The organism is Mycobacteroides franklinii, assembly GCF_002013895.1.
Classification (GTDB): domain Bacteria; phylum Actinomycetota; class Actinomycetes; order Mycobacteriales; family Mycobacteriaceae; genus Mycobacterium; species Mycobacterium franklinii.
This window is the reverse complement of sequence record NZ_MAFQ01000009.1, coordinates 168979-182981: the sequence shown is the minus strand read 5'-3', so window position 1 is coordinate 182981 and position 14003 is coordinate 168979. Positions and strand designations below refer to the sequence as shown.

The window sequence follows — 14003 nt, the reverse complement described above, 5'->3', positions numbered from 1 at the left end:
TCGATGCGTGACGAGGCTCCGATGATCAGTGATGGCTGCGAGCGCTTGCGGGAGTTGAGCGCTGCGCCACTGCCCACGGTTTTTGACCAGGTTTGTGGATCTCCGCGTGGTCTTACCGAGGCGGAGGCCGCCGACCGCCTCCACCGCTTCGGGCCGAACAGCCAGACTCCTGCTCGTGACGACGGGTTCATGACCGGTGTCCGCACCTGCTTGCGGAGCCCATTCCTGGCGCTGCTGGCCGGTTTGTGTCTTGTGTTCGTTCTCGTCGGCGATCGCAAAGCCGCGGTGACCGTTGCGGTAATGATCGCGCTGGCGGTAGCCCTGCGCCTATGGCAACGGACCCGTTCGATGCGGGCGATCCGAGGTGTGCGTGAACTCGTCACGGCGACAGCAACGGTGCGCCGGCGGGCCGATGAAGACGCCCCATCGGTAGCGCGCGACATCCCGGTCGCTGCGCTGGTGCCAGGAGATGTGGTGGTGCTCGGCCCTGGCGATGTGGTGGCGGCGGATTTGCGGATCGCGTCGGCCACCGACCTCGTGATCGATCAATCGGCGATGACCGGGGAATCGTTGCCGGTGTACAAGGACGCCACTGCGACACAGCGCCGGGCGCGAGGCTTGGTTGCGGTCGTGGATTCCGTGAACCTCTGCTTGTCGGGCACAACAGTGGTGGCTGGGGCGGCTACTGGGATTGTGGTCGCCACCGGCAGCCGCACCTACTGCGGCGCGCTGGCCCGCCACGCTGTTGACCCGCGGTCGGAATCCAGCTTCGATCACGGGGTTCGGGCGGTCAGCTGGACGCTCATTCGTTTCATGCTGGTGCTGGTGCCCATTGTGTTTGCCGTGAATGGGTTGGTCAGCGGCGCGTGGGGGCAGGCCGCGATGTTCGCGGTGGCGGTTGCCGTAGGTTTGACGCCGGAAATGCTACCGGTGATCGTCACCTCCAATCTGGCACGCGGCGCCGTGCTGTTGGCTCGCGAACGAGTAGTTATTCGTCGCCTCAACGCAATTCAAGATCTCGGAGCAATGGACGTGTTGTGTATCGACAAAACCGGAACCCTGACTGAGGACCGGGTTGTCTACGCGCACAGCGTGGATGTGACCGGGCATGTCGATGACACGGCCAGCGAGTTGGCCTACCTGGCGATGCACTTTCAGGATGGACCCCACAGCCGGCTTGACCAGGCCATCGCGCAGTGGGCAGACGAGGAACAGATGCCGGTGATAGCCGAAGCGGCGTACACCGGGGTCGCTGAGATCGCTCCGGAGCAGTCCCGCCGGAAACAGACAGTAGTGGTCTCCCGCCTGCATGGTGAGCACATGTTGCTCTGCAAGGGTGACCCCGACGAGGTCCTGCCGTGCTGCACCCGCGCTCGCGTGGGCGACGAAGTCGTCGGCTTTCACGATGAGTTGAAATCCGAAGCCCGCGACCTGATCTGCGCATATCGAAAGCGCGGAATGCAAGTGATGGCTGTGGCGGCCAAGAGCCGCGCGGCGCACTCCGGGCGGTATCACAAGACGGACGAAAACGGCCTTGTCCTAGTGGGTTTCGTGGGGTTCGTCGACCCGGTCCGCGACAGTGCTTCCTGCGCGGTGACGAGCTTGTCGCAGCACGGCGTCCGGGTGAAAATCTTGACCGGTGACGACGGGCACGTCGCTCAGCAGGTGGCGACCCAGGTCGGGGTGACCTCTGACCGCGTCCTGCGCGGAAAGCAGATCGACAAGCTCGCCGACAGCCGCCTCCAAGCACTCGCGATGCGGACAGCTGTATTCGCCGAGCTGACTCCCGGGCACAAGGCGCGCATCGTCGCCGCGCTACGGGACGCGGGATGTGCTGTCGGGTTCCTTGGTGATGGAGTCAATGATGTTGCGGCCCTGCGTATTGCCGATGCCAGCATCGCTCCCGATACCGCGACCGGCGCGGCCAAACAGGCCGCTGACCTCATCCTGCTGGACAAAGACCTGGCTGTGATCGCACGCGCTGTCATCGAGGGGCGCCGGACGCTGGCGAACACGATGAAATACATCAAGATCACCGCCAGCTCGAACTTCGGCAATGTCTTGTCCGTCATGGCCGCCAGCATGCTGCTGCCGTTCTTGCCGATGCTGCCCAGTCAGCTGATGATGCAGAACTTGCTCTACGACATCGCCCAGCTCGCACTGCCATGGGACCGGGTAGACCCGCAGTACCTGCGCCACCCGCGGCGCTGGCAGTCCACCGGCATGGTCCCGTTCATGCTGATCTTCGGCGCGCTCAGTTCGGTGTTCGACCTGGCCACTTTCGCTGTGTTGTGGTGGGCATGTGGCGGTAGCGATTCGCCTTCGGTCTTTCAGACCGGTTGGTTTATCGAGGGATTGCTGACGCAGCTGGCCGTTGTGCTCGCGCTGCGCTCACGCGCACTGCCGTGGCGCGGGCCCCGGCCGGCCCCGGTTGTCGTGCTCGGCGCGGTGGCGGTAGGCGTTGCCGGCGTGCTGTTGCCGTTCGGCCCTTTGGCGGAGCCATTACAGATGACGGCCCCGCCGCTGGGCTACCTGCTGTGGCTCGTCGTCGTGACATCCGCCTACGTGGCCGCAGCGTATGCGATGAAGCGGTGGTATCAGCGGTGGTATCTACGCCGCCGAGTCACGAATAGGTGCCCTCGGGAATCATGTTGGTGATGCAGAACGGGTGGCCGGCCGGGTCGATAAGCACCCGCCATCCGCTCGGGTTCGGCTGGGTGGCGGCCTTGGTCGCCCCCAACCCGAGGATGCGCGCCTCTTCCGCGTCGAGGTCTGACGCCGCGAGCTCAAGGTGCAGCTGTTTCGGCACCCCACCCTCGGGCCACTGCGGCGGTTGATGGTCGGCTACCCGCTGGAATGTCAGCAGCACGCTCGCGCCCTGCAGCGCGGCCATATCCGGACTCTCGAACATCATCCGCAGGTCAAGGACCTGCTGCTAGAACCGGGCCAGCGTCACCGGATCCGAACAATCGATCGATATCGCGCCAAGTCGAGCCGTTGTCGTCATGGAGACGAGCTTGTCACGAGTACGATGACCGCGCGGACGAGTTGGCCGGGCGGCCGCGGGCTGCGGGAGAAATCCCGTGGTTCGAGGAAAGTCCGGACTTCACAGAGCAGGGTGATTGCTAACGGCAATCCGAGGTGACTCGCGGGACAGTGCCACAGAAAACAGACCGCCACCGCAAGGTGGTAAGGGTGAAACGGTGCGGTAAGAGCGCACCAGCGGACCGGGTGACCGGTTCGGCTCGGTAAACCCCACCCGAAGCAAGGCCAAAAGGCTGTGCGTGCACAGCTGCGGAAGTGTTCGAGGGCTGCTCGCCCGAGCTTCCGGGTAGGCCGCTCGAGGTACCCGGCGACGGTGTACCCAGATGGATGGTCGCCGCTGCGTGGCCGCGGCTAGCCCGTGGCTGTGCGGAACAGGATCCGGCTTACAGGCCAACTCGCCCGCCTCTTACCCTGAACCGGTGACGGTGAAGCGGCTGGTCGCCCGCGACCTCAGCTTCGACGGCATTCGTGCGGAATTTGCGTTGCCCGCCGAATTCGGTGCCGACGCCCAGCGCGACGCGGCTCAGGCCGTCGACCGCCATCACGCGGAGCGCGTCGACCGCACCGATCTGGGGCTGGTCACCATCGACCCGCCCGGATCCCGTGATCTGGATCAGGCCCTGCACCTGGAACGCACCGCCAACGGCTATGTGGTGCACTACGCCATTGCCGACGTCTCCGCGCAGATCGAGCCCGGCAGCGCGCTGGACGCCGAGGCACGCCGCCGTGGCGAGACCATCTACCTGCCCGACGGGTCGGTACCTCTGCATCCGTTGGTGTTCTCGGAGGGCTCGGCGAGTTTGTTGCCCAATGAGATTCGTCCCGCCGCGTTATGGCGTATCGAAACCGACAACGACACCAACCCGGTGAGTTGGAGTGTCGAGCGCGCCCTGGTGAAATCGGTGCGGCAGCTGACGTACCGCGAGGCGCAAGACGCGGCCGACGCCGGCAACCCGCATCCCGCAATCGCTGTGCTCCCTGAATTTGGGCGCAAGAGAAGAGATCTCGGGCTCGCCAGGGGCGCCATCGAACTGAATCTGCCCGAGCAGGAGGTAGTGCGCGGCTCCGCAGGCGATTGGGAGCTCGCCATCGAGGCGCGCACCGAAACCGACGGGTGGAACGCGCAGATATCGCTGCTCACCGGGATCTGCGCGGCGCGGATCATGCTCGACGGCGGAATCGGGATGCTACGCACCCTGCCGCCCGCGGATGGTGACGTGCGCCGGTGGATGCGCCGCACGGCCGAGGCCCTCGGGGTGCCCTGGATGAAAGACACGCCGATCGGGGCGCAGCTCGCCGCGCTCGATCCGGGCGCCACCACGACATTGGCGATGATGACGCAGGCAACCACGCTGCTGCGGGGTGCTTCCTATTTGGTTTTCGATGGGGCGCGCCCGGACGATCAGGCTGCGCAGCATGCCGGTATCGCTGCTCCCTATGCACATGCGACCGCGCCGTTGCGCAGGCTGGGGGACCGGTTCGTCACCGAGATCTGCCTGGCGCTGTCCGCGGGCAACGCGGTGCCGCAGTGGGCGCGTGAGGGGCTGGCTGACGTCAGATCCTCGTTGCTGAGTTCGAATACGTTGGCCAACAAGGTGGAACAGGCGTGCGTGGATCTCGCCGAGGCCACCATTCTTGCTCCGCAGAAGGGGCAGACCTTCGATTCGGCGGTGCTGCGAGGCGCCGAGAAGAAGCGGGCGGCCGAGGTCTTCGTGACCGACCCGCCCATTCTCGCTCGCTGCGAAGGCGATCCACCCGAAGGTCGACGCGCCAAACTTGCACTGCGCGAAGCTGATCCGGATACCAGGAGCGTGCTGTTCGGATTCCCGGCCGACGGCAGCTGATCACTTCTTGTGACGCACTGCCTTACGTAGGGCCCTGAGAGTCGACTCGACCTGGTGGCGGGTGGCCTCTGCCGCATCGTGCTCACGCTGGTACAGCACCCCGTAGGTGAAGGTGTCTTCACCCGTGCCGTGTGCCTCTGCGGCCTGGGTGGCCAGATAGGCGCGGCTGACGGTGCTGTCGTGATGTTCGCCCAGTAGCTCCTGAATGTCCCTGGCTGCCCGGGATATTTTCTTGGCACCCTCCGCGCTGGCCACGTAGCGCAGTCGCTTGGCCGACTTGCGGATGCGGTGCAGGGCCTCGTCGCGGTGCTCGCCTTCGGCGCGCGCGGCCGCCCGCGCCGCACGGCGCACCTTGCGGTACGCGGCGTCGAGCGTGCCACCCTCCTCCGAGTGGTGGGTGTCCGATGCCGGCCCGGCCGACGCAACCAGCTCATCCAGGGCAGCGAGCAGCCGGAAGTAGCGGTGACTGCGCATCGCCGCCAACGATCGGCGCAACCCGTTGTCGTATCGCTCCCTGGCCGCATCCACGAGCCGCTCGCGCACCGGACCACGGATGAGTGTCTCCGGCAACTCGGTGAGTGCCGCGGCATACCGCTGGGCGAGCACTTCGGCATCACGCGCCACCCCGAGGATGTTGGCCAGCAGCCGGAGCTCGTCGAGCGGTTCGGGATTGGTGTCCAGGCCGAAACGTTCGGGATTGGACTGCAACAGGCTGCGGATACGCCGAATGGTGACCCGCATTTGGTGCACCGAGTCGTCGGTGTCCACCCGGACCGCACGATCCCAGCCCTGCAACTGTTCCAGCTGCTCGAGCAGCGCGCGCTGGATGGAGTCCTTGCCCTTGGGGCGCTCGCGTTCGGGTACGTCGAGAACACGGGCCAGTTTGGAGCCGTGCCCGGCGGGGGCCGCCCCGGCGTCGAGCAGACGCGCGGTGATCCGGTCGAACAGTGCGATGTCGGGGCCACCCGAGTCGCCGGAGCCCGGCGACAGCTCCAGCTCCCATTCGCGCCAGCTCAGGTCTCCCGCGGTGACGTGGTCGTCGCAGAATTCGGCGAGATCTTCGCCGTCAGCGCCGATCAACCGTGACACGGTGCGCACGGTGCTGATCCGCGCCACCGGAGTGAGGTCGTCCTCACGCACCACTGCCAGCACGGTGTCCCGGAGCTCTTCGGGGACCACGTCATCGCTCTCGGTAAGGGGAAGACGCAGCTCGGTTCGAGTGTCCGGTCCCGCGGGCAGCTTCAGATGCCACCCCGCGTCGGTACCGCCGGTCCGACGCCGCAGCGTGATGCGGTGTTGCGCCAGCCGCTGATCGGGGGTGTCGAAGTACACCGCATCCAGATTCTGCTGAGGTTGCTGCTCCACCCGCGCGACGGCGGAAATGCCCTCGAATGACGGGTTGATCGTCGCGTCGGTGACGTCGAACTTCCGCTCGACCTCGACGTGTTGAGATGGCATGGGGTGTGTGCCCTGACGGTCGAAGGGACGGGATGCTCGGAGTGTGCGGGCTATGTGAGCACGCGACACGGTGCCACATTCAGGTAAACAATGGTCACGACTTGTCACCAGGTAATCTAAGATTCTCTTAGGGTTCTCATAAGGTCGGGGTATCAGATTGGGACGCGATATTCGCTTCGCACCGCGTGTGGTGCCGAGTGCCGGTGTTGCCTGGTCGGTATTGTCCCCTTATGGGACGCCAGCCGTATCCACAGCTAGACCGAGGTCGACATGAAGTTACTTGTTGAGGAGTACCTGAACGGCAAGGGCGAAATCGTCTTGCCAGACGGCTATACCGTCAACTACTACCTCGAGCGTGCCATCAGCGAGCTCGGCGACACCTTCGCCTACCGCTACCTGGACTTCAACACCAACTCCGATGGCGAACCCAACGATCTCAACTGGACACAGCTTGGCCAGCGCTCTCGCGCGGTCGCGGCGCGACTCCAGCAAGTAACTCAGCCCGGCGACCGCGTCGCCATCCTGGCCCCTCAGGGCATCGATTACGTGATCGGTTTTTTCGCCGCCATCGAAGCCGGAAACATCGCGGTCCCGTTGTTTGCTCCGGAGCTGCCAGGACACTCCGAACGACTCGATGCGGTGCTCACCGACGCACAGCCGACTGTGGTGTTGACCAACAACGCCGCCGCCGAATCCGTCAACCGATTCGTCCGCGGGCTGCCCCGTGACCGCCGTCCCCGTGTGGTCGCCGTCGACAGCGTCCCCGATTCGGTGGCCGCCACCTACGCCAAGGTGACGCCGGATACCGATGACATCGCGTACCTGCAGTACACCTCGGGATCCACCCGGGTGCCCGCCGGTGTCGAGATCACCCATCGCGGGGTGATGACCAATGTCCTGCAGATGATCATCTCGGTCGGTCTGGACGACAGCATCCGCAGCGTCAGCTGGCTGCCGCTTTACCACGACATGGGCCTGCTGATGATCCTGTTCCCGCTGTGCGGTGGCCGGATCACCCTGATGTCCCCGGTGTCGTTCGTGCGACGGCCCGGACGGTGGATCAAGGAGCTCGCAGCTGAGGGGCACCTGGGCCGAACCTTCGCCGCCGCACCGAATTTCGCGTTCGAGTTGGCTGCCGAGCGGGGTCTGCCCAAGGACGGCGAGGAACTCGACCTCAGCAATGTCGCGGGCCTCATCAACGGATCCGAGCCCGTCAGCATCTCCTCGATCCGCAAGTTCAACGACGCCTTCGGGCCGTATGGGCTGCCGCCGACCACCATCAAGCCGTCCTACGGAATGGCCGAGGCGACATTGTTCGTCTCCACCATTCCCTCCGATGCCGAGGCCTCGGTGGTGTACCTGGACCGCAGGGAGTTGGGCAATGGACGCGCCGTGCGCGTCGACGCGGACGACGAGAACGCCGTCCCGCAGGTGTCCTGCGGCAACATCGCGCGCAGCCAGTGGGCGGTGATCGTCAACCCGAACGCCGACTCCGAGCTGGCCGACGGTGAGGTCGGGGAGATCTGGCTGCACGGCGACAACATCGGCCGCGGTTACTGGGGCAGGCCCAAGGAGACGGACTTCTCGTTCCGCAACAAGCTGCAGGCACGGCTGGACCACGGCAGCCACGCCACCGGTACCGAGCCCGGCGCCACGTGGTTCCGCACCGGCGATCTGGGCGTGTACCTCGATGGTGAGCTCTACATCACCGGGCGGGTCAAGGACCTGGTCATCATCGACGGTCGCAACCACTACCCACAGGACATCGAGGCCACTGTCGAAGAGGCCTCGCCCGCGGTGCGCCGTGGTTTCGTGGCGGCATTCTCGGTGCCCGCCGAAGGATCTGGGGAGCAGCTGGTCATCGTGGCAGAGCGCGCTGCTGGTGCGGGCCGGGCCGAGCCGGAGCCCATCGTCGATGCGATCCGCGCTGCCGTCTCGCGACGCCACAACTTGCCCATCGCGGATGTGCAGCTGGTACAGGCGGGTGCGATTCCCCGCACCACCAGCGGAAAGCTCGCACGTCGAGCCTGCCGCCAGGAGTACCTGGACAACAAACTCGGCGTGCGCGCCTGACGATCTCGATTTAGTACGAGTGCTCGGGAGCGGGGAACACCCCGCGAGCCACCTCGTCGGCATACTGCTCGGCGGCCTTGCGTAGTTCCGCTCCCACCTGCCCGAACTGCTTGACGAACTTGGCGGTCTTGCCGCTGGTCATTCCGGCCATGTCCTGCCACACCAACACCTGCGCGTCGCACTCGCGGCCCGCGCCGATACCGACGGTGGGGATGGTGAGCTTGCCGGTGATCTGTGTCGCCAGATCTGCCGGCACCATCTCCATCACGACGGCGATGGCTCCGGCCTCCTGGACCGCGATGGCGTCGTGGATGAGCTGTGCGGCAGCATCGTCGCGTCCCTGAACCCGGTACCCGCCAAGGCCGTTTACGCTCTGCGGAGTGAATCCGATGTGCGCCACCACCGGAATCCCGGCGGCGGTCAGCGTCGCGATCTGCTCGGCAACACGTTCTCCGCCTTCGAGTTTCACCGCGTGCGCACCGGCTTCCTTCATGAAGCGGGTGGCGCTCGCGAGGGCCTGGGCGGCGCCGCCTTCATAGGAGCCGAAGGGTAGGTCGGCAACCACCAGCGCCTCGGGCGCGCCACGAACCACGCCGCGCACCAACGGAATCAGCTCGTCGATGGTGATCGGCACGGTGGTGTCATACCCGTAAACCACATTCGCGGCCGAATCCCCGACCAGCAGAACGGGAATCCCGGCATCGTTGAACACTCGCGCGGTGGAGTAGTCGTACGCGGTAAGCATCGACCACCTGTGACCCTCGGACTTCCACTTCTGCAGGTGGTGCACGCGGGTCTTGGTGCGAGGCTTGGAGGTTGCTTCGGAAGCAGCGCCATACAAGGCAGATTCAGACATCTCGGACATAACGGAGTCTCTTTTTCGTCGATTTCCTCAAGGCCCATCCGGGTCCCTGGGTTTCTAACGATGTTCAGTCTGCCACCGCGTGGCCACGAGATGAATATCCGATCGGGTGGACTTGGTCACACCGGCAGTCACGGCATTTGGTCGCCGTTTGGGCACGGGGCACTATCCGACTCGCCTAGCATCTGCGGCATGCAGCGGCTTTCCGGACTCGACGCCAGTTTCCTGTACCTGGAAACACCCACTCAACCCATGCACGTGTGCGGAATATTGGAATTAGACACCACAACCATTCCTGGTGGCTACTCGTTCGAGAAACTGCGGACCAAACTGGCCGAACGCGTCGAGGGCATCCCGTCGTTCAAGGAGAAGCTCGCCGACAGCCGACTGAACCTGGATCACCCGGTGTGGGTGGACGACGACGACTTCGATATCGACCGTCATCTGCACCATGTCGGCCTACCGTCGCCCGGCGGCAAGGCCGAGATCGCCGACATGTGCGGACACATCGCGTCGCTGCCGCTGGATCGCGCCCGTCCGCTGTGGGAGATGTGGGTCATCGAAACCGGCGCGACGGGCGGCGGAACTCGCTTGGTGGTCATGACCAAGATGCACCACGCCTCCGTCGACGGGGTGACCGGCGCCAATCTGATGTCGACGCTGTGTGCGTTAGAACCCGATGCCGAGGCGCCCGAACCCACGTCCGGGGTCGGCGGTGCCAACAGCATCGAGATCGCGGTAACCGGAGCGCTCAAATGGGCATCGCGGCCACTGAAATTCGCCAAGCTCCTGCCCGCCACGATCGGGGTGATCCCCGCTTGGCTGGAGCGTTCCAAGCGCGGCGAGGCCATGTCCGCGCCCTTCTCGGCGCCGCGCACCTCGTTCAATTCCACGATCACCAGCCGTCGCAATGTCGGGTACGCCCAGCTGGATCTGGAAGATGTCCGCGCGGTCAAGAACCATTTCGGCGTCAAGGTCAACGATGTCGTGATGGCCATCTGTGCCGGTGCGCTGCGCAAGTACCTGGACGATCGTGGTGAGCTGCCGGACAACTCGTTGGTCGCCATGGTTCCGGTTTCCGTGCACGAGAAGTCGGACCGGCCGGGCCGAAATCAAGTGTCCGGCATGTTCTCTCGGCTGGAGACGAATGTCGATGATCCAGTGACCCGGCTTCAAGCCATCGCTGCGGCAAACAACATCGCCAAGGATCACACCGCAGTGCTGGGCGCCACCCTGCTGCAGGATTGGAGCCAATTCGCGGCGCCGGCGGTATTCGGTACCGCCATGCGCGTCTACTCGCGCATCCGGCTCGCCGACCGCCACCCGGTGATCCACAATCTAGTGGTTTCCAACGTGCCGGGACCGCAAGTGCCGCTGTACTTTTTAGGCGCCCAGGTCATCGGGATGTACCCGTTGGGCCCGATCTTCCATGGCGCCGCGCTCACCGTCACGGTGATGTCGCTGGACGGGAAGCTCAACGTCGGCCTGATTTCTTGCCCGGATCTGATGCCGGACCTTTTCACCCTGACCGACGATTTCGGCGTGGCGCTGCAGGAGCTAAAGGACCGGATCTGAGTTCGCATGGCAACATGGCTGACATGATGTTGCGTGGGCTTGGTCGCCCTGGGCTGTTGCCGCTATTGGCTCTTGCCTCGGTGGTAGCCGTCGTCTCTGGTTGTGTGCGGTCGGTCGAGGGTGAGGCGACGGCGGCACGACCGTCGGAAACCTCGCTCAGTTGGGGCGATTGCGACGGCTTCACGCCCGAGAACGTCACGATTCCGGCCAGCACCGTGTGCTCGGAGCTTGAGGTTCCCGTCGACTACACCAAGCCCGACGGAGCCAAGGCGCGGCTGGCGATCATCAAGTACCCGGCCAAGGGCGACAGGATCGGGTCGCTGCTGATGAACCCCGGCGGTCCGGGCCAGTCCGGTATCGAGGCCGCGACCGCCATCGTCAAGCAGGTGCCCAAGGACATCCGTGACCACTTCGACTTCATCGGATTCGATCCGCGCGGCGTCGGGTACTCGACTCCGGCGATCGAGTGCAACACGGACAAAGACGTCGATCGGCTGCGTGCGCAGAACGACACCGACTACAGCCCCGAGGGCGTGGCCCGGATGGAGCAGGATTCCAAGGACTTCGTGAAGCGCTGCGTGGACAAGGTGGGGCTGGAGTTCCTCGCCAATGTCGGCACGGTAAACGTCGCCAAGGACATGGACCGGCTCCGCGCCGCGCTGGGTGACGAGAAGCTGACCTACCTGGGCTACTCGTACGGAACCCGGATCGGCACCACATACGCAGAAGAGTTCCCCCAGAACGTGCGCGCGCTCATCCTGGACGGGGTGATCGATCCCAACGCCGATCCCACCCAGGCCGATATCGACCAGATTGCCGGATTCCAAAAGGCTTTCGACAACTACGCCGCCGATTGCGCGAAGAGCCCGACCTGCCCGCTGGGCACCGATCCCGCACAGGCGACCGCGCGCTATCGGGCCATGATCGATCCATTGGTTGATCACCCGGTCAAGACCAAGGACGGTCGCGGTCTGTCGCATAGTGACGCGATCATCGGCACCATCATGGTGATGTACTCGCCCACGCTCTGGGAGGCGTTCACCAAGGCGCTCCGCCAACTCAGCGAGGGGTCGGGCGACATCCTGCAGCTGCTCGCCGATGCCTACATGAAGCGTGACGAGGACGGGCACTACAGCCACGCGCAGGACGCGCAGACCGCCATCAACTGCGTCGACGAACCACCGGAGAAGGATCGCGCCAAGGCCGTCGAGAAGGACCGGCGCATCCGCGAGGTGGCGCCGTTCCAGGACTACGGCGAGTTCACCGGCAATGCCCCGCTGGGCGTGTGCGCGTTCTGGCCGGTACCGCCGACCAGCAAGCCGCACCCCATCCACGTGGCGGGTCTGCCCAAGCTGTTGGTGGTTTCCACCACCTATGACCCGGCGACCCCGTACCAGGCGGGCGTTGAACTGGCCAAACAGCTCGGTGGAGGCTTGCTCACCTACGACGGGACCAAGCACACCATCGTGTTCGACGGCAACCAGTGCGTCGACAAGGCGGCCGAGGACTATCTCATCAAGGTCACGACTCCGCCTGAAGGCGCCCGCTGCTGATCCCTTTTGGTACGCGACATGGCACGATGTGGCCCATGATGCGGATGCGCCGGGCGTTACCAGTGATTTTCTTGATGTTGACGGCGGCCGTCCCTGCGCTCCCTGCGGCCGCGGCGCCGCTGCCGGCTCCCAGCCCGTCGCTGCAGGCGTTCTACGACCAAAAGGTTGTCTGGGGCAGCTGCGCGGGATTCGTTGGTGACACCAGCCGCATCGCGACCGCGCGCTGCGCCAAGGTCAAGGTGCCCGTCAGCTACGACAAGCTGATGGGCGCGGTGGCCGAGCTTGCCGTGCTCAGGGTGCCCGCCTCCGGCAAGCGCGTGGGCGCACTGCTGGTCAATCCCGGCGGCCCGGGCGGATCGGGTGTGGACCTGGCGGCCGGTATGGGCGCCAAGCTGGGTGATTCTGAGGTGGGGAAGAGCTTCGACATCGTCGGGTTCGACCCGCGCGGTGTCGGCGGCTCCACGCCGACCCTGCGCTGCCGTACCGACGCCGAGTTCGACGCCTTCCGCCGGGAACCGCTGGCCGATTACAGCCAGGCCGGCGTGGCCCACATCGAAGACGTGTACCGCAAGTACGTCAACGAATGTGCAAACCGGATGGGGCTGGACTTCCTGGCCAACGCCGGAACTGCTTCGGCAGCAAGGGATATGGATATCGTCAGGAGCATTGTCGGAAATGGGGCGGCGGACACCAGGCTCAATTACCTGGGTTACTCCTACGGCACCGAGCTGGGCACCCAATATGCCGAATACTTCCCGCAGAACGTGCGCACCATGGTCTTGGACGGCGCGATCGACCCGACCATCGACCCGGTCGAGTCCAACGTCAGGCAGATGACCGGATTCCAGGTGGCCTTCAATGACTACGCGGCCGACTGCGCCAAGGACGCCAAGTGCCCGTTGGGGGCCGACCCGTCGCAGGCCGTGAAGCGTTTTCACCAGCTGATCGACCCGCTGGTGGCCAAGCCGGCCAAGACCAATGACCCGCGCGGGCTGAGCTACCAGGACGCCATCACCGGCACCATCCAGGCGATGTACACACCGCGCTACTGGAAGTTCCTCACCTCGGGTCTGTCCGGCCTGGCAGATGGCAGCGGGCCCGATGACCTGCTGTGGCTGGCCGATCAATACCAAGAGCGCGACGATCACGGGAGCTACGACAACCTGCAGGACGCGTTCAATTCGATTCGGTGCGTCGACGGACCGACCCCGAAGGATTCCGCTCCCTGGGTGGCCGCCGACAAGCAGCTGCGCGAGCAGGCGCCGTTCTCGAGCTACGGCCAGTTCACCGGATACGCCCCGCGCGATATGTGTGCCTTCTGGCCGGTGCCGCCGACGTCGACACCGCACACCCCGTCGACTCCCGGCCTGCCGCCAGTGGTGGTCATCTCCACGACCCACGACCCGGCGACTCCCTACGAGGCGGGAGTGGCGCTGTCACGGCAGCTGGGCGGATCGCTCATCAGCTATGAGGGCACCCAACACACCGTCGCGTTCAACGGCGAGGCATGTGTCGACGATGCGGTGACGCGTTACTTCGTCGACGGCACCGTGCCTCCTAAAGACGTGCGCTGCTGACCTGCGGCATACTCTC

8 protein-coding genes, 1 other RNA gene and 1 pseudogene are annotated in these 14003 nt (G+C 65.1%); 7 read left to right on the top strand and 3 right to left on the bottom strand.

Annotated elements, in window-relative coordinates:
* Positions 1-3: 3 nt before the first annotated feature.
* Positions 4-2658 carry a magnesium-translocating P-type ATPase gene (gene mgtA / locus B4393_RS16855; protein ID WP_078335037.1) on the top strand — a complete coding sequence of 885 codons (2655 nt, stop codon included), beginning with the start codon at positions 4-6 and terminating at the stop codon, positions 2656-2658.
* Here mgtA and B4393_RS16850 read toward each other — a convergent pair.
* A pseudogene (locus B4393_RS16850) lies at positions 2624-3007 on the bottom strand (VOC family protein). The gene mgtA and the pseudogene B4393_RS16850 sit on opposite strands and share 35 nt — an antisense overlap.
* A 37-nt stretch (positions 3008-3044) precedes the next feature.
* On the opposite strand from B4393_RS16850, the gene rnpB reads away from it, so the two are divergent.
* Positions 3045-3447, top strand: an RNA gene (gene rnpB / locus B4393_RS16845) — RNase P RNA component class A.
* 17 nt (positions 3448-3464) lie between these two features.
* A complete protein-coding gene (locus B4393_RS16840; protein WP_078335137.1) occupies positions 3465-4889 on the top strand; it encodes an RNB domain-containing ribonuclease in 1425 nt (474 codons plus the stop codon).
* Here B4393_RS16840 and B4393_RS16835 read toward each other — a convergent pair whose 3' ends face one another.
* Complete coding sequence (locus B4393_RS16835; RefSeq protein WP_078335036.1) at positions 4890-6347, bottom strand: CYTH and CHAD domain-containing protein; 1458 nt, start codon at positions 6345-6347, stop codon at positions 4890-4892.
* 270 nt (positions 6348-6617) lie between these two features.
* On the opposite strand from B4393_RS16835, the gene B4393_RS16830 reads away from it, so the two are divergent.
* Positions 6618-8420 carry a fatty acyl-AMP ligase gene (locus tag B4393_RS16830; protein WP_078335035.1) on the top strand — a complete coding sequence of 601 codons (1803 nt, stop codon included), beginning with the start codon at positions 6618-6620 and terminating at the stop codon, positions 8418-8420.
* 10 nt (positions 8421-8430) lie between these two features.
* Here the strand turns inward: B4393_RS16830 and panB are convergent, their stop codons facing one another.
* Positions 8431-9276: a 3-methyl-2-oxobutanoate hydroxymethyltransferase gene (gene panB / locus B4393_RS16825; RefSeq protein ID WP_078335136.1), complete on the bottom strand. Its 846-nt coding sequence runs from the start codon at positions 9274-9276 to the stop codon at positions 8431-8433.
* Positions 9277-9474: 198 nt separating this feature from the next.
* Here panB and B4393_RS16820 point away from each other — a divergent pair, with 198 nt between their 5' ends.
* Genes B4393_RS16820 through B4393_RS16810 form a run of 3 tightly spaced genes read left to right on the top strand, consistent with a single transcriptional unit; the run spans position 9475 to position 13987 of the window.
* A complete protein-coding gene (locus B4393_RS16820; protein WP_078335034.1) occupies positions 9475-10857 on the top strand; it encodes a WS/DGAT/MGAT family O-acyltransferase in 1383 nt (460 codons plus the stop codon).
* A 23-nt stretch (positions 10858-10880) separates the two neighbouring features.
* Positions 10881-12410, top strand: a complete 1530-nt coding sequence (locus B4393_RS16815) for an alpha/beta hydrolase (RefSeq protein ID WP_078335135.1) — start codon at positions 10881-10883, stop codon at positions 12408-12410.
* 35 nt (positions 12411-12445) lie between these two features.
* Positions 12446-13987 (top strand): alpha/beta hydrolase, encoded by a 1542-nt coding sequence (locus B4393_RS16810; RefSeq protein ID WP_078335134.1) that lies wholly within the window; start codon positions 12446-12448, stop codon positions 13985-13987.
* Positions 13988-14003: the final 16 nt, after the last annotated feature.

What these genes read in the sequence shown, in the direction of transcription:
- mgtA (WP_078335037.1), top strand. Translation starts at nt 4, where the DNA reads ATGCGTGACGAGGCTCCGATGATCAGTGATGGCTGCGAGCGCTTGCGG.
- B4393_RS16835 (WP_078335036.1), bottom strand. Translation starts at nt 6,347, where the DNA reads ATGCCATCTCAACACGTCGAGGTCGAGCGGAAGTTCGACGTCACCGAC.
- B4393_RS16830 (WP_078335035.1), top strand. Translation starts at nt 6,618, where the DNA reads ATGAAGTTACTTGTTGAGGAGTACCTGAACGGCAAGGGCGAAATCGTC.
- panB (WP_078335136.1), bottom strand. Translation starts at nt 9,276, where the DNA reads ATGTCTGAATCTGCCTTGTATGGCGCTGCTTCCGAAGCAACCTCCAAG.
- B4393_RS16820 (WP_078335034.1), top strand. Translation starts at nt 9,475, where the DNA reads ATGCAGCGGCTTTCCGGACTCGACGCCAGTTTCCTGTACCTGGAAACA.
- B4393_RS16815 (WP_078335135.1), top strand. Translation starts at nt 10,881, where the DNA reads ATGATGTTGCGTGGGCTTGGTCGCCCTGGGCTGTTGCCGCTATTGGCT.
- B4393_RS16810 (WP_078335134.1), top strand. Translation starts at nt 12,446, where the DNA reads ATGATGCGGATGCGCCGGGCGTTACCAGTGATTTTCTTGATGTTGACG.